Source organism: Mycolicibacterium sp. XJ2546, assembly GCF_053483195.1.
On sequence record NZ_JBEFRW010000006.1, the window covers coordinates 85,933 to 105,052 of the forward strand.

The following is a 19,120-nucleotide window of genomic DNA, read 5'->3' on the forward strand; positions in this document are numbered from 1 at the left end:
CGTACGGTCGGGGTCATGGACGTTTACGGCCTAGCTTTCGAATGGACGGAGACGAACCGGCACTGGCTGATCGAGGTGCCGGTGCGGATCGCCGTGTACCTGGTGGTTGCCCTGATCGTGCGGTACATCCTGCACCGGATGATCGACCGGGCCACCACCGGTAGGCGCCGCAAGACGCGCAGCGAGGAACAGCCGCAAGAACAGACGAAGCCGCCACTGCTGCGCCACCTGCGCGACAAGGTGCCGAAAGTCGCCACCAGTGCGCAGATCGCCGAGCGGCGACAGCAGCGGGCGAAGACCATCGGGTCGGTGCTCAAGTCGATCGTGTCGATCGTCCTGCTCACCTGGGTGATCCTGGCGATCCTCAGCGTGGTCGGGGTGAACATCGCCCCGTTCATCGCCTCTGCCGGTGTGGTGGGTCTGGCCATCGGCTTCGGCGCCCAAAACCTGGTGCGCGATTTCGTCAGCGGCATGTTCATGCTGTTGGAGGACCAGTACGGGGTGGGTGACATCGTCGACCTCGGCGAGGTGATCGGTGAGGTCGAGAGCGTCGGACTGCGGATCACCAGGCTCCGAGACATCGACGGCACCCTCTGGTACGTGCGCAACGGCGAGATCGTGCGCGTGGGCAACATGAGCCAGGAGTGGGCCTACGCGCGGCTCGAACTGCCGGTCTCCTTGTCCGCCGATGTGGAGAAGGCCAAGGAGGTCGCCCTCGAGGCCGCGGTGGCGGCGGTGGCCAAGCCGCCGATGGCCGCCAAGGTGCTCGGCGAACCCGAGATGTACGGGGTTCAGGAGGTCGCGCCGGACCTGTACACCTTGCGGATCCTGCTCAAGACGCGCCCGAACGAGCAGTGGAGCGTGCAACGCCAACTTCGGGCGGAGATCCTGCGTGCGTTCGACGAGCACGGCATCGACATGCCGTACCCGCGCGGACGCATCCAGGCCGTGGTCGGACGTTAGGCGGCGCCGCCGCTGCGGTCGCGGTTGCGGGACACGGCCACCCACGCGCGCACCACTGCCAGCGCCAGCACGGCCGCGCCGGCGAGCGAGGCGATCAGGATCGGCGTGGTCTCGTTCAGGCGCACCGCGATGCCGATCAGCGCCCAGATGATCACCAGCGGGTAGGCGATGTCGTTGTGGCGCAGGTTCATCACCAGCCCCAGCGCCGCCGCCACCACGACCATGATCACACCCCAGGTCGGCTCGGACAGGCCGAAGCCCGTCCAGCCGGCGTCGTCGAGGGTGATCGTCGCGTTGGCGATCGTGGCCACCGAGACCCAGCCCAGATAGACGCGAAACGGGATGTGCACCACCCACAGTTCCAGCGTCGAGGCCGGCGGCCGGTCGACCTGCAGGCGGTAGATGACGATCAGCGCGCCCAGCAACACGACCATCAGCAGCATGCTCAGCGCGAACTGGTTGTGGTGCCAGGCGAACAGCCAACAACAGTTGGCCACCGCGGTCAGCACGTACCAGGGCGCGATGGCCCGCGCGGCGCCACTGTCGGATCGGCCCTGCGCCATGGTCAGGCTCAGGTACACGCTGTAGGCGATCACCCCGAAGTAGATCAGGCTCCAAATGGAGAACACATAGCCCGCGGGCACGAAGTACACCTCGATGCGACGGGTGATGTCACCGGTGGTCTGGCCGTTGATCGGCAGGCTGTTGGCCAGGTAATTCACGACGAGCGTGGCCACCGTCGCCAGCGTGACGATGAGTGGTAACAGCAACGTCGAACTCGACCGGCGCTCTACGGCTCTGTCGGCCATGGGGTGCTCCTCTGCTCCAAACGGGTACGCCGTACATGCCCGTTTGCAGGGAGTTCGAACCATCGGGGCGCGTCAGCGCCCGAAGCCGGCCTTACGCAAGGCGTCGGCCATCGATCCCGTCGGTGCCTCGGGCCGCCGTGTCCCTTTGTCACGACGCGCACCGGTGTCGCGGCGGCTGGGCCCGGCGCGCTCGGAGCGTTTGCCCTTGTCGCCCGGCGCGTCCTTGAGCCGCAGGCTCAACCCGATCCGTTGCCGCTCGACGTCGACCTCGATCACCTTCACCCGCACCACCTGACCGGATCGCACGACCTCATGGGGGTCGGACACGAACCGGTCGGCCATCGCAGAGACGTGCACCAGGCCGTCCTGGTGCACGCCGACGTCGACGAACGCACCGAACGCGGCCACGTTGGTGACGACGCCCTCGAGCACCATGCCGGGTTTCAGGTCGGCCACCTTCTCGATGCCCGCGGCGAACGTCGCAGTGGAAAACGCCGGCCGCGGGTCACGCCCGGGCTTCTCGAGTTCGGCGAGGATATCGGTGACCGTGGGAGTGCCGAACCGGTCGTCGGCGAAGTCTGCGGGTTTCAGCGACTTCAGCACCCGCTCGTTACCGATGAGCTCGGTCAGCGTGATGCCCGCGCGGTCGAGGATGCGGCGGACCACCGGGTACGCCTCGGGGTGCACACCGGAGGCGTCGATGGGATCGTCGCCGCCGCGGATCCGCAGAAACCCGGCGCACTGCTCGAATGCCTTGGGCCCCAACCGCGGGACGTCGAGCAGCGCCTTGCGGTTGCGGAACGGGCCGGTGGTGTCGCGGTGTGCGACGATGGCCTCGGCCAGGGACTCCGATACGCCCGACACCCGCGCGAGCAGGGGAACCGATGCGGTGTTGAGGTCGACGCCGACCGCGTTGACCGCGTCCTCCACGACGGCGTTGAGGCTGCGGACGAGTGTGCCGGGCGTGACGTCGTGCTGGTACTGCCCGACGCCGATCGACTTGGGGTCGATCTTGACCAGCTCGGCCAGCGGATCCTGCAGGCGCCGCGCGATCGACACGGCGCCACGCAACGTCACGTCGAGCGCCGGCAGCTCACGCGTGGCATACACCGAGGCCGAATACACCGACGCGCCTGCCTCGCTCACCAACGCCTTCGTCGGTGCGTCGGCGCCCGCGGCGCGGATGTCGTTGATGAGTTCGGCTGCCAGCGCGTCGGTTTCGCGTGACGCGGTACCGTTGCCGACGGCGATCAGCTCGACGCGGTGCCGGGCGACCAGCGCCGCCAGCGTGGCCTTGGCCGTATCCCATTGGCGCTGAGGCTGATGCGGGAAGATCGTGGCGGTGTCGAGCACCTTGCCGGTGCCGTCCACGACGGCGACCTTCACCCCGGTGCGAAAGCCAGGGTCCAGGCCGAGCGTCGTGCGGTTGCCTGCGGGGGCGGCCAGCAGAAGATCCTTGAGGTTGGTCGCGAACACCGCGACGGCTTGTTCCTCGGCGCGGTTACGCAGCCGGATGCGGGCGTCGACCTTGGCCGAGATCATCAGCTTGGTGCGCCACGCCCACTCGACGGTGCCCACCAGCCACGGCGTCGCGGCGGCCTGCAAGGCCATGTCGACGCCGAGCGCCTTCGCGATCATGGCGTGGTATCCCGCGTCGTCACCGCCGTCGAAGTTCAGCGCCAGCACCTCTTCCTTCTCACCGCGCATCACGGCGAGCACCCGGTGTGACGGCATGGTCTCGAGCGATTCGCCGTACTCGAAGTAGTCCCGAAACTTCTGCGCCGCAGCGCTCTTGGACACCGCATCGGAGTATGGCGCGGTGCGAAGCGAGCCGCTGTTCCAGAACTTTTCGCGGACGGCACCGACCAGCGCGGCGTCTTCGCCGGCTCGCTCGGTGAGGATGTGGCGTGCGCCGTCGAGTGCCGCGGCGGCGTCGGCGACGTCATTGCCGACGAACGGTGCGGCAGCTTCCTCGGGGACCAGCGTCGGATCGGCCAGTAACCGATCGGCCAGCGGCTCCAACCCGGCCTCGCGGGCGATCTGCGCCTTGGTGCGCCGCTTCGGCTTGTAGGGCAGGTAGATGTCCTCGACACGCGATTTGGTGTCGGCCGCCATCAGCGCGGCTTTCACCTCGTCGGTGAGCTTGCCCTGGTCGTCGATGGAGGCCAGCACGGCGGCGCGCCGGTCGTCGAGCTCGCGCAGATACTGCAGGCGCTCCTCGAGTGTGCGCAGCGCCGCGTCGTCGAGGCTTCCGGTCGCCTCCTTGCGGTAGCGGGCGATGAACGGGACGCTGGCGCCGCCGTCGAGCAGCCGTACGGCCGCGGCGACCCGCGCCTCTTCGACCGCCAATTCCTCAGCAAGACGGGTGTTTACAGACTTCACGGTTGAGCTCTGTGGCACGCGGCGACTCTACATGGCAGGTCCGACAGCGACGAACGTGTGCCCTTACCGTGTCGCAAGGATTCAGCGACGCAGCGGTGCGGCCGCCTCGAACGCCGCCGCCTTGCCGCCGGACTGCCACTGCAGCCACTTCTCCCACCGTCTCAGGTTGACCCGCTGCCACCAACCGTCCACTCGGCCGGACGCACGCCGCGCCAGCTCGAGGGTGAAAATGGCCGGAGACCGTAACAGCAGCAACAGAATTCCCGGCAACGCCGACGGTAAGCGGTAGCGGCGGCGGTTCCACGGCAGCATGTACAGCCCGAGGTACCCGGCTTGCACCCGGTAGTGGTATTGGGCGCGCAGCCGTGCCAGGCCGCGGTGCGCCGGGGCGGGCGCGAAGGCGGGCACGAACGATTCGACGAGTTCCCTCCCGGTGTCGGCGCTGTCGTAGCTGCGCGCGGCGTCGGCCAGAAACAGGATCCGCCAGGCGTCGGCGACGGTCTCGGGAAAGTAGCCGTCGCAGCGCACCCCGACCAGGTGGCCGCAGTAGCGGTTGAAGTGCAGCACCGCCCGCATCTCCCGCGGTGAGGTGAGGTGACCCAGCAGGTACAGGCCGAACGCGGGGGCAACACTTCCGCCAAGCAGGGTCAGCAGCATGGCGGACTGGCTGATCGGCAGCCCCCACCGCTCGGCGTCCCACTCCGGATGCGCTCTGACCCGCTCGCGGATGCTGACGTGCATGACGCGCACGTGCAACGAGATGTTGCGACCCGCTGAGCCCGGCGTGAGGATAGCGCCTGGTCGGCAGACCTCGATCCACCACCGCGAGGTCTCCAGGTAACGGTGCAGCGCCCGCTGACCGGCATAGCCGCCGGAGAGCGACAGCGGCACGGCCAGCCAGCCCTCCGTGTAGGTGTCGTTGGTGCCTGCGTTGCCCAACGCCCCGAGCGCGTAGGCCCAGCGGCGCCACACCGCGGCGCCCTCTTCGACCAGGACTAGATCCACCCACTCGGGCAACTGCTCGAACTCCTCGAACAGCGCGCGCATGGAGTCGGGCGCCTCCGGGACGTTGTCGATGCCGTCGCGCTGCGCCCGCTCGACGAGGTCGCGGGCCTTCCTGGCGCCGAGCTCACCGTGGTAGGTCTCGGCGACGAACCGCTCCGCGACGGGGTCGCCCTCGTTGAGGCCGGAGATGAACGCCCGTGCGACGGCGTCGGTGGGAAAGAGATCGACGCCGGTGCACCGCATCACCGAGTTGCGCAGCGCGACACGCCGACCGTTTCCGTCCGGATATCGGAAGGCGCTCGGCATGCTTCTTTCATACCGCAGCCAGCTAGTGGGCACCGTGCCGCCGTCGAGGCACTCAGGCCAGTGACGCCAGCGCGGTCTGCGGGTCGTATCCTGCGAACGTGTCGAGTTCGTTGGCACGCAACCGATTCACCCACCCCGGATCGGCCAGCAACGCACGCCCGATGGCGACGACGTCGAACTCGCCGGCGTCGAACTGCTCGACCAGGCGGTCGACCGGGGCCGGCGCGATGACCTGGCCGCGTCGTTCACTGCGAAACTGCGTCTCCAACCCGACCGAGCCGACCGCGATGACGGGTACGCCGGCGACCTTCTTCGTCCAGCCGGCGAGGCTGAGGTCGCTGTCGTGGTCGGGGAACGCCGGCGCATAGTGTCTGCGCGTCGAGGGATGCAGGACATCGACCCCGGCGTCGACCAACGGCGTCAGCAGTTCCTGCAACTGGGTCGGGTCCTCGGCGATGGTCGCCGTGTAGTCGGTGCCCTTCCACTGTGAGAACCGGAAGATGATCGGATAGTCGGGACCGACCGCGGCGCGCACCGCGGCCACAACCTCGGCGGGAAACCGGGTCCGCGCGGCCAGCGGCCCGCCGTAGTCGTCGGTGCGCAGATTCGTTCGTTCCCAGAAGAATTCGTCCAACAGGTAGCCGTGCGCGCCGTGCAGTTCGACGGCGTCGAAGCCGACCTCACGCGCGGTGACCGCGCTTCGCGCGTACAGCTGCGTGAGCTGGGTCAGTTCATCGGTGCGCAGCGCACGCCCTTTCGGTTGCCCGTGCCCGTCCACGCCCGACGGGCTGACCGGCGTCACGCCGTCGGCGTCGTCGCGTTCGGCGCCCTGGTGCCACAGCTGCGCGGCGATCGTGGCGCCCTCGGCGTGCACCCCGGCGACGACGCGCCGCCAGCCGTCGAGCACTTCGTCGCCGGCCAGGGCGGGAATGCGCAGCGGATATCCGGCGGCCGGGTCGGGCAGCCGGATCCCTTCGGTGATGATCAGCCCGACGCCGCCGGCGGCGCGGCGGCGGTAGTACTCGGCCACATCGGCGCCGGGAACCCCGCCGGGTGACGCCTGCCGGGTCATCGGCGCCATCGCGAATCGATTGGGCACGGTCAAAGAGCGGACGCGCAGCGGTGTGAACAGATCGTCTAGGGCCATGTCCCCCGCAACGCTTCGGCCCCGACGGTGATTCCGCGCGCAGTTCTGTCCTGAGACAATGCGGTCATGGTCGAACAGAGCATCTGGATGCAGAAAGTCACGGCCGATCCCGGGCATTCGCAGTGGTACATCGAACGGTTCCGGTCCATGGCGCGCGCCGGCGAGGACCTGGTCGGCGAGGCACGCTTGGTCGACGCGATGGTGCCCCGCGGCGCGCGCATCCTCGACGCCGGCTGCGGACCCGGCCGGTTGTGCGGATACCTGTCGGCGGCCGGGCACCAGGTGGTCGGCGTCGACGTCGACCCGGCGCTCATCGAAGCCGCCGAGCAGGACTACCCCGGGCCGCGTTACCTCGTCGGCGACCTCGCCGAACTCGACCTGCCCGCGCGCGGCATCGCCGACCCGTTCGACGTCATCGTCTCGGCGGGCAACGTCGTGACGTTCCTCGCGCCGAGCACTCGTGGAGTGGTGCTGAGTCGGCTGCGCGCGCACCTGGCGGCCGACGGCCGCGTGGTGGTCGGGTTCGGCGCAGGCCGCGACTACCCGTTCGACCGGTTCTTCGAAGACGTGGCGGAGGCGGGGCTGACGCCCGATCTGCGGTTGTCCACCTGGGATCTGCGGCCGTTCACCGACGACTCCGACTTCCTGGTCGCGCTGCTGCGACCGGCGTAGCTCAGCGCGCCAGCGGTTTGTAGAACACCAGCCCGTTGCCTTTGTTGTCGTAGACCACCGCACGCCGTTCGTGTGCGTCGTCGTAGGGGTGGTTGACGACGCCGCCGCCGCTGTCCTCGACGGCCTTCGCGGCACCGTCGACGTCGTCGGTCTTGATCCCGACGACCACCTTGCCGGGGATGGGATGGTCGACGGCGGTGGCCAGCGCCAGCGTGACGGACCCGCCGTCCAGCGCGGCGAAATGCGCACCGTCGCGGAACTTCAACGACATCCCCAGCGTCTCGGTGTAGAACCGAATCGACTCGTCGAGATCATCGGTCGACAGGATGATCATCCGAACGTCATGGTCACTCACGCTGCCTCCTAGTCGAAATCCCTTAGATCATAAGGCGGAAACGACCTGGGGTTTCGCCTCCCCGCGGCCTGGAAACCCTGAGGGTCATGAGAAGACCGCTACGCGCGCTCGCCGCTGCGACCGCCACGGCGGTGACCGCCGTCGCCGCGCGGGACATCTTTCAGCACAAGCATGCGCTGCTGCGCAACTTCCCGCTGATCGGACACGCGCGATACCTTCTCGAATCCGTCGGCCCCGAACTGCGCCAGTACATCGTGGCGTCCAACGACGAAGAACGGCCGTTCACCCGCGACCAACGGCGGTGGGTGTATGCCTCGGCGAAACAAGAGAACAACTACTTCGGGTTCGGCACCGACAACAACGTCGAGCACACACCTGGCTATCCGATCATCAAGCACCACACCTTCGGCCGCGCCATACCGGTGTCGGCGCCGGCCGCCCCCCGCGAGGTTTGGTTGCCCAGCGCCAAGGTGATCGGTGCCGCCCGCAACCGGCCAGGGGCATTTCGGCCCAATTCCGTGGTGAACATCTCCGCGATGAGCTTCGGGTCGTTGTCGGGTAACGCCGTGGAGGCCCTCAACAAGGGCGCTGCACTGGCCGACTGTCTGCACAACACCGGCGAGGGCGGCATCGCCAAGTATCACCGGAACGGCGGTGAGCTCATCTTCCAGATCGGCACCGCCTACTTCGGTTGCCGCGACGCCGACGGCCGCTTCGACCTGGAGAGGCTCAAGGCGCTTGTGGCGAGCGCGCCGGTGCGGGCGCTGGAGGTCAAGCTGAGCCAAGGCGCCAAGCCGAGCCTCGGCGGGCTGTTGCCTGCGCCCAAGGTGTCCGCCGAAATCGCCGCTGCCCGAGGCATTCCGGAAGGACAGGACTGCGTCAGCCCGTCGCGGCACGCGGAGTTCTCCGATGCCGACAGCCTGCTGGACTGGGTGGAGTTGCTCGCCGCCGAGACCGGCTTACCCGTCGGCATCAAATCGGCGGTCGGCGATCTCGACTTCTGGCATGACCTCACCGACCTCATGTGCGAAAGCGAACGCGGGGTCGACTTCGTGACCATCGACGGCGGCGAGGGCGGCACCGGCGCCGCGCCGCTGATCTTCACCGACGCCGTGTCGCTGCCGTTCCAACTGGGGTTCTCGCAGGTGTACCGGATCTTCGCCGAACGCGGCCTGCACGAAAAGGTCACGTTCATCGGCGGCGGCAAGCTCGGCCTGCCCGGCAATGCCGTGGTCGGTTTCGCGCTCGGCTGCGATATGGTCAACGTCGCACGCGAAGCGATGCTCGCGGTCGGTTGCATCCAGACCCAGAAGTGCCACACCGACACCTGCCCCACCGGCGTCGCCACCCAGAACGCCTGGCTGACCCGTGGCCTGGTGCCCGACGAAAAGGCGGTGCGCGCCGCCAACTACGTCAAGACGCTGCGGCGCGACCTGGTCAAGATCGCCGAAGCCTGCGGGGTGGAGCATCCCGGGCTGATCAGCACCGAGGCCGTCGACATCCTCGATGGGCGCACCCACTCCACACCATTGCACGAGGTCTACGGATACACCCCGGGGATGGGACTGCCGTCGGCGACCGACCGCGAGGAAATCGCCTGGATCATGACGCACGCCGAACCCCGCCGCGGCTCGGCGCAACCGTCTCGATCCGCCGTCGGTTGAGCGATTTCGGTGCGCAAACCATCGCTGAGCGCAGGTTTACGCACCGAAATCACCGACGCGGGCGCAGGTCGGTGGTGATGTCCGCACCGCCGCTGCCTGCCCACAGCCCCATACCGTGCAGGGCCACCGCGCGGCTGATGTCGGACGGCGAGACGATGCCGACCAGCCGCCCCTGGTCGTACACCAGGGCGCGGCCGTCCGCGCAGCCGCTGAGCCGGGGCAGCAGGTCCGTGAGCGGTTCCTCGGGTGTGGCCGACGGGATGTCCTGCGGCGGGCACGCCACGTCGCGCAGCCGAACCGTTTCGCGGTCGCGAATCGGAACCGAGCGCAACCGGTTGAACGTGATCAGCCCCTCGACCCGGCCGAACCCGTCGACCAGCGGGAAGGCGGAATGCCGGCGCAGCAACATCACGTCGCGCAGAAAGTCGCCGACGGTGCGCTCACCGTCAACCGTCTCGGGATCCGCGGTCATCACGTCCACCACGCGCACGCCGGCGAGCATCGTGGTGGTGCGGGCCTGGTGTTCTTCCGCGCTGGCCATCGTGACGATGAACAGACCCAACAAAATCCACCACAGCCCGCCCATGCCGGAGAGAATCCGCATCAGGCCGAGGCCGATCAGCAGGAAGCCAAACAGCCGTCCGGCGCGGGCGGCCCAGACCGTCGCCACGAACTGGTCACCGCGCCACGCCCAGATCGCCGAACGCAGAATCCGGCCCCCGTCCAGCGGCGCGGCCGGAATGAGGTTGAAAACGGCCAGCACCACGTTGATCAGGGCCAGGTAGGACAGCACGGTCACGGTCAGCGAGCTGAACCCGGCGTCGTCGGCGAGCAGTGCCGCCACGCCGAACACCGCCGCGGCGAGGAAACTGGTCAGCGGCCCGACCACCGCGATGCGGAACGCCGCCCCCGGGGTCAAGGCGTCACCGGTCAGCCGGGCGACACCGCCGAGCAGCCACAACGTGATGCCCTCGACCCCGACACCGTTGCGTCGCGCCCATATCGCATGCGCGATCTCGTGGGCCAGCAGCGACAACACGAACAGGACCGCGGTCACCACCGCGGCGATGATGTACTCCCAGGTCGCGTACCCCTCGGCGAGCACCCGGAACTGCACTGACAGGCCGACGACGAGCAACAGCACAATGCCCAAAACGCTCCAGTGCACCCCGACCGATACACCAGCGATCCGTCCCAGCCGCACCGTCGCCTTCACCATGGCTCCTTCCGTGGTCACCTCGGGCGCCCGCAGGGATGATGAAGAAACCGCGGGCTTCCATCACCGTCGAGTATCCGTCACCGGCCGGGTCGGGCTGTCGAGAACGATGCGACGGCTCCGTCTCATAGGTGAGCGACCACTAGGGTCGCCACTTGCGAAGGGAGAACTCATGGCCAAGTACCTGATGCTCAAGCATTACCGGGGTGCGCCCGCGGCCGTCAACGACGTGCCGATGGATCAGTGGACACCGGCCGAGGTCGAGGCGCACATCAAGTACATGAACGACTTCGCCGCCCGGCTGCAGGCCAGCGGCGAGTTCGTCGACAGCCAGGCCCTGGCCCCGGACGGCGCCTGGGTCCGCTTCGACGGCGACGGTAAACCCGCCGTCACCGACGGCCCGTTCCCCGAGACCAAGGATCTGATCGCGGGCTGGATGATCATCGACGTCGACTCCTATGACCGCGCGGTCGAACTCGCCGGTGAGCTGTCGGCGGCGCCCGGCGCGGGCGGTAAGCCGATCCACGAGTGGCTCGAGCTGCGGCCGTTTTTGACCGCTGCGCCGACCATCACCGAGTAGGTCGTCGGTGCCTGCGGACGAGGCGCAGCTGCGGGAGCTGATCCCCGGCGTGCTCGCGGCCCTCGTCCGCCGCGGGGCGGACTTCGCGACCGCAGAGGACGCCGTGCAGGAGGCGCTGGTCCGGGCCATCGAGAGCTGGCCCGACCGGCCGCCCCGCGACCCCAGGGGCTGGCTGATCACCACGGCGTGGCACCGCTTCGTCGACCTCAGCCGATCCGACGACGCCCGCCGTCGCCGTGAGGTCCGGGTGGCCGCGCAGCCGCCGCCCGGCCCGGCCACATCCACCGATGACACCCTGCAGCTGTACTTCCTGTGCGCGCACCCCAGCCTGACGCCGGCGTCGGCCGTCGCGCTGACGCTGCGGGCCGTCGCCGGGCTCACCACCCGCCAGATCGCGCAGGCGTATCTGATGCCCGAATCGACGATGGCCCAACGGATCAGCCGGGCCAAGCGCACGGTGAGCCAGGTTCGGATGGATCGGCTCGGCGATCTGGGCACCGTGCTGCGGGTGCTGTACCTGGTGTTCAACGAGGGATACACCGGCGACGTCGACCTGGCTGCCGAGGCGATCCGGCTGACCCGGCAGCTCGCCGCGACCACCGACGACCCGGAGGTTGCGGGCCTGCTCGCCCTGTTTCTGCTGCACCACGCCAGACGGCCGGCCCGCACCCGTGCCGACGGCAGCTTGGTGCCGCTGGCCGAACAGGACCGCAGCCGGTGGCGGCGCGAGTTGATCGCCGAGGGCGTGGCCGTGCTTCAGGCCGCGCTGGCCCGCGACCGGCCCGGCGAATATCAGGTGCAGGCCGCGATCGCCGCGCTGCACGCCGACGCGCAGAGCGCCGACGAGACCGACTGGGTGCAGATCGTCGAGTGGTACGACGAGCTCGTCGCACTGACCGACAGCCCGGTGGTGCGGCTCAACCGCGCTGTGGCCGTCGGCGAGGCCGACGGACCGCAGGCCGGCCTGGCCGCGCTGGCCGAACTCGACGCGACGCTGCCGCGCTACACCGCGGCCGTCGCCTATCTCCGGGAGCGGGCCGGGGACCTGGCCGCCGCCGCGCACCTCTACCACGAAGCCGCTTCGCAGGCACAAACTCTCGCCGAGCGTAACCACCTCACGCTGCGCGCGGCCACCCTGCGGCAGCGCCTTTCGAGCCGGTGAGCCCCGTTACCGTGCCGCGCGCGCCTTGATGAACGACCGCACCCCGGCGACGAGGTAGATGACGAGCAGCACCAGCATGATGATGCTCGTGATGATCGCGGCCGGGCGTTCGGCGGTACCTGCGAACAGGTCGCCGACCTTGGCGACGTTGCGCAATGCACCCAGCGCCGCGAGCAGCGCGATCACCAGCGCCACATGCATGGCGGGCTTGCGGAACTTCTCCGCACGATGGGCGACCAGCGCGGCGAGAAGCAGCAGCACCCCGACGAACGCGGGGATCAGCGCCGTGACGCTGACAAAAGCGGTGACGACATAGGCGATCACCCCGGTCGCGACGAGCAGGGCGCCAGTCCAGGTTGTCAGGGCGAGCATCGACGTCCTTTCCACATTCGGCAGAGCGCCGCGAAATCCGTGGTTGCGACCCTATCAAGGCCGCTCAGGTTTTCCCCTTTGCGTTGCGGGGGATAAGGGGCAAGCTGACAAGCATCGACGTTGGAGGCCCCCATGCAGCCGATTCTCCCGACCGACGCCCTGTTTCTGCTCGGTGAATCCCGAGAGCACCCAATGCATGTCGGCGGTCTGCAGCTGTTCGAACCGCCGAACGGCAGCGGGCCGGAGTTCCTGCAGGAGACGTACGAAGCCCTGGTGTCGCAGACGGATGTGCAGCCGACATTCCGGAAACACCCGGCGTTTTTCGGCGGCATCACGAACGTGGCGTGGTCATCGGACAAAGACCTCGAACTCGACTATCACCTGCGCCGGTCCGCGCTGCCCGCGCCGGGCCGGGTGCGCGAGCTGCTGGAGCTGACCTCGCGGCTGCACGGCACGCTGCTCGACCGGCACCGCCCGCTGTGGGAGGCGCATCTCATCGAGGGTCTCGACGACGGCCGGTTCGCGGTCTACACCAAGTTCCACCACTCGCTGATCGACGGCGTCTCGGCGATGAAGCTGATGCAGCGGGTGTTGTCGACCGATCCCGCCGACAGCGAGGTGCGCGCCCCGTGGAGCCTGCCGCCCAGGCGCAGGTCTGTCGCCGGCAGCGGGCGGTCGCTGGTGCGGACGGCGGGCCAATTGGCGAGTTCGGTCGCGGGTATCGCGCCCAACACCCTGTCGCTGGCCCGGGCCGCGCTGCTCGAGCAGGAGCTGACGCTGCCGTTTCAGGCGCCCAAGACCATGCTGAACGTCCCCATCGGAGGGGCCCGCCGCGTCGCGGCGCAGTCCTGGGCGTTGGAGCGGATCAGGAACGTCAAGGCCGCGGCGGGGGTGACGGTCAACGACGTCGTGCTGGCGATGTGCGCGGGTGCGCTGCGGACGTACCTGGCCGAGGAGGACGCGCTTCCGCCCACCCCGCTGGTGGCCATGGTGCCGGTCAACCTGCGCACCGAGAACGACGCCGACGGCGGCGGCAATTTGGTCGGCGCGATCCTGTGCAACCTCGCCACCGATGTCGAGGACCCGGCGCGCCGCGTCGAAACCATCGCCGCGTCGATGCGCGACAACAAGAAGGTGTATTCGGAGCTGCCGCGGGTGCAGCAGCTCGCGTTGTCGGCGTTTCTGATCGGCGGCGTTGCGCTGGCGTTGGTGCCGGGCTTCGTGCGGACCGCGCCCCCGCCATTCAACATCGTGATCTCCAACGTGCCCGGGGCGCGGGAACCGTTGTGGTGGAACGGCGCCCGCCTCGACGGCAACTATCCGCTGTCGATTCCGCTGGACGGGCTTGCCCTCAATATCACGCTGGCCACCAACGCCGACAACCTCGACTTTGGGTTGGTCGGAGGCCGGCGTGAAGTCCCGAGTCTGCAACGGCTGCTCGGCCACCTCGAGACGTCGCTGAAAGATCTGGAACGCGCAGTCTGCTAGGACTCGCCGAATTCCACCAGGGTGTAGGCGCCGCGGTAGTTCTTGGTCAGCTTCAGCTGCCAGAAGGCCGGGAACACCCGCTCGAAGAACACCCCGCGGCCCTTGGGCATCGGCAGGTCGTGCACGGCGCGGATACCGGGCACGGTGTTGGCCAGATCGGCCAGTTGCGCCGCCGACAAACTGAACGGCATCGGCGGGACCCGGTACCGGCGGGTGGCCCGCATCCCCTTCGGCGCGAACTTCTTGACCAGCACCGGCGGCAGATCGAAGATCATCTGACCGCCCGGAAAGTGCTTGGCGCACTGGGTGATCAGACCCATCGCCTGCTCGGGTTGCAAATACATCAGCAGACCCTCCGCGGTGATGAACACGCCGTTGCTGGTGTCCACCGCGTCCATCCAGCTGTAGTGCAGCGCGTCCTGTGCGATGGTGGTGATCCGCGGCGAGGATGGCAACAGCTTCTTACGCAACTCGATGATCGGCTCGAAGTCGACGGTGACCCAACGGAATTCGCTGTCGGGTAACACCTCGCTCAGTCGCCAGAAACTGGTCTGCAGGCCTTCGGCCAGCGCGACGACGGTGGCCGACGGATTCGTCGACAGGTATCGGATCGCGGCGCGGTCGAAGGCCAGCGAACGCAGCGCCATCTCCTGGCCTTTGCGGCCGAACTTGTCGAAGTCGAAATCGATGGCGTCGACGAGTTTTATCGCCATCGGGTCGTCGATGATGGCGTTGGGATGGCGGGCCTGGTGCGCACGTCCGTTCAGGGTGAGCAGCGCGGTCTCCGATACTCCGGTCAGCATGCTGGCGTCGGCGGGATCCACCACATCGAACCTACCTGCACCGTCGCACGCCAGCCGCGGCGATGCGGCGTATACGGTTTCGATATGGATCGAGTTGTGGTGATCACCGGTGGTGCGGGCGGCATGGGTCAGGCGACGGCGCGGATCGTCGGCCGCGACCACACCGTGGTGCTCGGTGATGTCCGAGCCGACCGCCTCGACGCGGCGGCCGCCGCGCTGGCCGACCTCGGCATCAAGGCGACGGCCGTGCACTGCGACGTCACCGACCGCCAGGCGGTCACCGGGCTCGTCCGGACCGCGGCGAGTCTCGGCACGCTGGCGTCGGTGATCCACACCGCGGGGGTGAGCCCCAGCATGGGCGATGCCGAGTATGTGATGAGGACCAACGCGCTGGGCACGCTGCACGTCAACGAGGTGTTCTACCAGACGGCCGGTGCCGGTGCGGCAATCGTCAACGTGGCCTCGATGGCGGCTCACCTGCTGCCCGACGCGCTGATCCCCACCTCGACGTTCCCGTTAGCGCTCACCGACGCCGACGCGTTTCTGTCCGACATGCTGGCGGCGTGCGAGATCGTGCCCGAGGAGGGCCGGTCGGGGATCTCGTATGCCCTGAGCAAGAGCTTCGTGCGGTGGTACAGCACCGCGCAGGCCGAACGGTTCAACGGCCGCGGGCTGCGCATCGTCTCGGTTTCGCCGGGATCCGTCGACACCGAGATGGGTAGGTTGGAAGAGCAGGCTGGCGCCGGGGCGATGGTCGCCGACGCCGCGGTGCCCCGATGGGGCCGACCGGAAGAGATGGCGGAGCTGCTCACCTTCTGTGCCAGCGACAAAGCCGGCTACCTCACCGGCACGGATATCTTGAACGATGGCGGAGTGGTCGCCTCCATGACGGAGCGCGCCAGGAAGGCCGCCGAGGAAGGGTGAGAACCGCGTGACCGACGAACGCCAGCCCAGCGGCGATGCTTCGGCGCCGCGTGTGATCCGGCGTCCGGAGGTCGATGCGGCCACCGAGCGTGCCTTCGGCCGACCCGGTGGCGCGGACGCCGGTCGCGGGCCGTACGACCCGACCGATCAGGAACCCGGCCCGGTGCTGGCCGCCGCTTTCGGTTCGGCGACCGCCCCCGACGACGACGCCGACGACGCCGTAGGCGGCGCCGACGCGGATTATGAGGCGCCCGCACCGCAGGCCCCCGCCCCGGCGCCTCCGGTCGCGCCCGCCGAAAAGCTGGGCGTGCGCGACGTGCTGTTCGGTAAACGGCTGAAGTTGACGGCGTTGGTGACCCTGGCGGTCCTGGCGTTGGTCTTCGGGCTGCTAGGCGGTTGGGTGGGTCGCAAGACCGCCGAGGTCATCGAGGCGTTCACCACGGCCAAGGTCACGCTGTCGACCACCAACGAAGGTGATCTGCCTGACGGTCGATTCGCCAAAGTGGCTGCTGCCGTAGCGGATTCGGTGGTCACGGTCGAAGCGGTCAGCGATTCGGAAGGATCGCAGGGCTCCGGGGTGGTGGTCGACGGGCGCGGTTACATCGTCACCAACAACCATGTGATCGCCGAGGCCGCTTCGACGCCCGACCGGTACGAGGTGTCGGTGATCTTCAACGACGGTCAAGAGGTGCCGGCCAATGTCGTCGGCACCGATCCCAAAACCGACCTGGCGGTGCTCAAGGTCGATGATGTCGACAACCTGACCGTCGCGCGGCTGGGCGATTCCGACAAGCTGCGCGTCGGCGACGAGGTGATCGCCGCGGGGGCTCCGCTGGGTCTGCGCAGCACCGACACCCAGGGCATCATCAGCGCGCTCGACCGTGCGGTGCGCATTCCTGGCGAGGGGTCCGACGAGATCGTCATCGCCGCCGTGCAGACGGACGCCCCGATCAACCACGGCAACTCCGGTGGTCCGCTGATCAACATGAACGCCGAGGTGATCGGCATCAACACCGCGGGCAAGTCGCTCTCGGACAGCGCGAGCGGGTTGGGCTTCGCGATTCCGGCCAACGAGATGAAGCACGTCGTCGAGACGCTGATCCGCGACGGGGAGATCAGGCACCCCACACTCGGGCTGACGGCGGAGTCGGTCAGCGAACCAGACCTCGTTGGAGCGCGGGTGACGCGGGTGGTGGCCGGCGGTGCGGCCGACCGCGCCGGGGTCGAAGAGAACGACGTCGTCGTCAGGATCGGGGACCGCAAGATCGACGGCGTCGACGAGTTCGTCGTCGCGGTACGGGCCCTGACCGTTGGTCAGGACGCGCCGATCGAGGTGATCCGCGACGGTGAGCACGTCACGATGAGCATCAACCCGGAGCCCGACAAGAGCCGCTAGCGGCGTCAGATGCGGGTCGGCAGCGCGCCGATCAGCTTCGACGGCCGGCTAAGCAGCGTCATCGCGATGCACAGCGCCGCGGCGACCGCGAAGGCGGCCTGCACGTTGAACGCGTCGGCGGTTCCGCCGAGCAACGCCGCGGCCAGCGGGCGTGAACCGAGGAAACCGACCAGCCACAGCGCCATTATCCGGCCGCGCAACTCCTCGGGCGCGCGTTCCTGTACGACGGTGCTCAGCCCGGTCATCGCCCAGCCGAAGCCCAGGCCCGCCAACGCGAACCCGGCCAACGCCACCGCGGTCACCGGCGTGACGACCAGCATCGCGCAACCCGTGCCCAGCCCCGCCAGACCGATCGCCGAGACGTTCGCCGAGGCCATCCGCCCGCGCATCATCGCCAGCGTCGCCATCCCGACCGCCGCACCGATACCGAAGACGGCGGACAATGTGCCCACTAGTTCAGCGCCGCCGCCCAGCGCGTTGGCCATCGACGGCGCCAGGGTGATCGACGAGTCCGAGGCGAAACCCACCGCGGTCACCGCGAGCAACGCCAACAGCAGCGGGCGGTCCCGCCAGACGTAGATGAGCGCGGCGCGCACCCGATAGTCGGCGTCGGCCAGGCGCGCCGGCGGCGCCGGGAAGCGCACGGCGATCAAGAAGAACGCGAACACCAGGTGCAGTACGGCGCTGACCGCGAACGCGACGCCCGAGCCGAACTGCGCGGCCACGTATGCGCCGGTGGCCGGACCCAGGATGCGGCCGAGCGTCATCGGAATGCTGTTGAGCGCCATGGCCGTCGACAGCTCACCGGGGCGGATCAGGTTGGGCACGATCGACTGCATCGCCGGCCCGCCCACCACGAAACCGAGGCCCACCAGCAAGGTTCCGAGCAACACCGGAGCGGCGATCGACATGCCCTGCTGCGCCGGGTCGACGATCAGCCACACGGCGGTGAAACCCGAACCGGCCACGCACAACACCCGGCCGAGCAGGATTTGACGGGCGGGGTCGCCGGTGTCGGCCCATTTGCCGGTGGTGGGGCTGAAGATGAGCTGCGGGCCGAACTGCACGACGCCGACCAGCCCGACCATCAGCGCTGAATGCGTGGCGTCGAACATCACGATCGCCGCGACGATGCCGTGCGTCCACACGGCGACGACCGAGAACATCTTGCCCCAGAACAACGCGCCGAACACCCGGTCGAACATCAACCCGAGCGCACCGCGCGGTTGCGACAGCGATGTGCGTGCTTCGGTGCGTGCCGTCACCCGATCACCGCGCCTTCGAAGCGTTCGGAGAGTCGGCTCAACAGTGACACCAGCGTGTCCACGTCGGCGTCGGGCCAGTCGGCGACCATCTCGCGGACCAGCTCCCTTCGCCGCTCGGTGACCGCCTGCAACGCTTTACACCCCTCGTCGGTCAGCACGAGCGCGCAGCGCCGCTGATCGTCGGCGGCGAAGTTCTTGGTCAGCAGCCCGGCCGCGACCACCGCGGCGACCGAGCGGCTTGCGGTGGAGTGTTCGACGGCCATGAATTCGGCGACGTCGCCGACCGATGCGCCCGCGCCGAGCTGCTGACACTGTTCGACCGCCCGCAGCACGCGCAACGTCGACGGGTTGGCCACCGGGCCGCTGGTGTCGAGTACCCGGTCACGCCAGCTCGGCCGCTGGCGCGCGATCGCAATACGCGTCAGCAGGTCGTCGAGTCGGTCGTAGTGGGAGTGCGGCACGAATATATGCATAGCACATAGATATTTATAGGGCGAATCCCCAGGTCCGCGGCGCTAAGGTCTGACGGTCGGCCAGAGCAGCGCGAACATCCGGTCCTCCCAGTGTTTGCCACCCGGCCTTGCGGGCCCGCTCGGTGATGTAGGCGCCGA

At 68.6% G+C, this 19,120-nt stretch carries 18 protein-coding genes; 8 read left to right on the top strand and 10 right to left on the bottom strand.

The features are described 5' to 3' along the window. The first annotated feature begins 15 nt into the window (after positions 1 to 15). Entirely contained in the window at positions 16 to 963 is a 948-nt protein-coding gene (locus ABQE44_RS12305) for a mechanosensitive ion channel family protein (RefSeq protein WP_448391633.1), read from the top strand. Here the strand turns inward: ABQE44_RS12305 and ABQE44_RS12310 are convergent. The 4 genes from ABQE44_RS12310 to ABQE44_RS12325 form a co-directional block, all read right to left on the bottom strand. Next, positions 960 to 1,772 carry a TspO-related membrane protein gene (locus ABQE44_RS12310; RefSeq protein WP_448391634.1) on the bottom strand — a complete coding sequence of 271 codons (813 nt, stop codon included), beginning with the start codon at positions 1,770 to 1,772 and terminating at the stop codon, positions 960 to 962. The two genes, ABQE44_RS12305 and ABQE44_RS12310, sit on opposite strands and share 4 nt — an antisense overlap. A 72-nt stretch (positions 1,773 to 1,844) precedes the next feature. Beyond that, positions 1,845 to 4,172, bottom strand: coding sequence for a Tex family protein (locus tag ABQE44_RS12315; RefSeq protein ID WP_448430017.1), 2,328 nt, complete (start codon positions 4,170 to 4,172; stop codon positions 1,845 to 1,847). Positions 4,173 to 4,235: 63 nt separating this feature from the next. After that, positions 4,236 to 5,465, bottom strand: a complete 1,230-nt coding sequence (locus ABQE44_RS12320) for an oxygenase MpaB family protein (protein WP_448430019.1) — start codon at positions 5,463 to 5,465, stop codon at positions 4,236 to 4,238. Positions 5,466 to 5,517: 52 nt separating this feature from the next. Continuing rightward, positions 5,518 to 6,612 (bottom strand): NADH:flavin oxidoreductase, encoded by a 1,095-nt coding sequence (locus ABQE44_RS12325; RefSeq protein ID WP_448430021.1) that lies wholly within the window; start codon positions 6,610 to 6,612, stop codon positions 5,518 to 5,520. A gap of 66 nt (positions 6,613 to 6,678) precedes the next feature. Here ABQE44_RS12325 and ABQE44_RS12330 point away from each other — a divergent pair, with 66 nt between their 5' ends. Next, the gene (locus ABQE44_RS12330) at positions 6,679 to 7,284 is read left to right on the top strand and encodes a class I SAM-dependent methyltransferase (protein WP_448430023.1); all 606 of its coding nucleotides are present in this window, start codon (positions 6,679 to 6,681) and stop codon (positions 7,282 to 7,284) included. 1 nt (position 7,285) lies between these two features. Here ABQE44_RS12330 and ABQE44_RS12335 read toward each other — a convergent pair whose 3' ends face one another. After that, the gene (locus tag ABQE44_RS12335) at positions 7,286 to 7,639 is read right to left on the bottom strand and encodes a VOC family protein (protein ID WP_448430025.1); all 354 of its coding nucleotides are present in this window, start codon (positions 7,637 to 7,639) and stop codon (positions 7,286 to 7,288) included. Positions 7,640 to 7,725: 86 nt separating this feature from the next. On the opposite strand from ABQE44_RS12335, the gene ABQE44_RS12340 reads away from it, so the two are divergent. Then, positions 7,726 to 9,303, top strand: coding sequence for an FMN-binding glutamate synthase family protein (locus tag ABQE44_RS12340; protein WP_448430027.1), 1,578 nt, complete (start codon positions 7,726 to 7,728; stop codon positions 9,301 to 9,303). Positions 9,304 to 9,352: 49 nt separating this feature from the next. On the opposite strand, the gene ABQE44_RS12345 is transcribed toward ABQE44_RS12340, so the two are convergent. After that, entirely contained in the window at positions 9,353 to 10,522 is a 1,170-nt protein-coding gene (locus ABQE44_RS12345; protein WP_448430029.1) for a site-2 protease family protein, read from the bottom strand. Between the two features lie 169 nt (positions 10,523 to 10,691). Here ABQE44_RS12345 and ABQE44_RS12350 point away from each other — a divergent pair, with 169 nt between their 5' ends. Both ABQE44_RS12350 and ABQE44_RS12355 read left to right on the top strand, forming a co-directional pair. Beyond that, the gene (locus ABQE44_RS12350; protein WP_448391641.1) at positions 10,692 to 11,099 is read left to right on the top strand and encodes a YciI family protein; all 408 of its coding nucleotides are present in this window, start codon (positions 10,692 to 10,694) and stop codon (positions 11,097 to 11,099) included. Between the two features lie 7 nt (positions 11,100 to 11,106). Then, the gene (locus ABQE44_RS12355; RefSeq protein WP_448430031.1) at positions 11,107 to 12,261 is read left to right on the top strand and encodes an RNA polymerase sigma factor; all 1,155 of its coding nucleotides are present in this window, start codon (positions 11,107 to 11,109) and stop codon (positions 12,259 to 12,261) included. A 6-nt stretch (positions 12,262 to 12,267) separates the two neighbouring features. Here the strand turns inward: ABQE44_RS12355 and ABQE44_RS12360 are convergent, their stop codons facing one another. Then, on the bottom strand, positions 12,268 to 12,633 hold the full coding sequence (locus ABQE44_RS12360) for a hypothetical protein (protein ID WP_448430032.1): 366 nt from the start codon (positions 12,631 to 12,633) through the stop codon (positions 12,268 to 12,270). Positions 12,634 to 12,765: 132 nt separating this feature from the next. Between ABQE44_RS12360 and ABQE44_RS12365 the strand changes: the two genes are divergently transcribed. Further along, positions 12,766 to 14,121, top strand: coding sequence for a WS/DGAT/MGAT family O-acyltransferase (locus tag ABQE44_RS12365; protein ID WP_448391644.1), 1,356 nt, complete (start codon positions 12,766 to 12,768; stop codon positions 14,119 to 14,121). Here the strand turns inward: ABQE44_RS12365 and ABQE44_RS12370 are convergent. After that, positions 14,118 to 14,924, bottom strand: coding sequence for a class I SAM-dependent methyltransferase (locus ABQE44_RS12370; protein ID WP_448430218.1), 807 nt, complete (start codon positions 14,922 to 14,924; stop codon positions 14,118 to 14,120). The two genes, ABQE44_RS12365 and ABQE44_RS12370, sit on opposite strands and share 4 nt — an antisense overlap. Positions 14,925 to 15,008: 84 nt before the next feature. Between ABQE44_RS12370 and ABQE44_RS12375 the strand changes: the two genes are divergently transcribed. Then, complete coding sequence (locus tag ABQE44_RS12375) at positions 15,009 to 15,848, top strand: SDR family oxidoreductase (protein WP_448391645.1); 840 nt, start codon at positions 15,009 to 15,011, stop codon at positions 15,846 to 15,848. A gap of 7 nt (positions 15,849 to 15,855) precedes the next feature. Continuing rightward, positions 15,856 to 17,244 (top strand): S1C family serine protease, encoded by a 1,389-nt coding sequence (locus ABQE44_RS12380; RefSeq protein ID WP_448391646.1) that lies wholly within the window; start codon positions 15,856 to 15,858, stop codon positions 17,242 to 17,244. Positions 17,245 to 17,249: 5 nt separating this feature from the next. Here the strand turns inward: ABQE44_RS12380 and ABQE44_RS12385 are convergent, their stop codons facing one another. After that, a complete protein-coding gene (locus tag ABQE44_RS12385; RefSeq protein ID WP_448392014.1) occupies positions 17,250 to 18,449 on the bottom strand; it encodes an MFS transporter in 1,200 nt (399 codons plus the stop codon). A 56-nt stretch (positions 18,450 to 18,505) separates the two neighbouring features. Continuing rightward, complete coding sequence (locus ABQE44_RS12390; protein WP_448430033.1) at positions 18,506 to 18,982, bottom strand: MarR family winged helix-turn-helix transcriptional regulator; 477 nt, start codon at positions 18,980 to 18,982, stop codon at positions 18,506 to 18,508. Positions 18,983 to 19,120 lie beyond the last annotated feature (138 nt).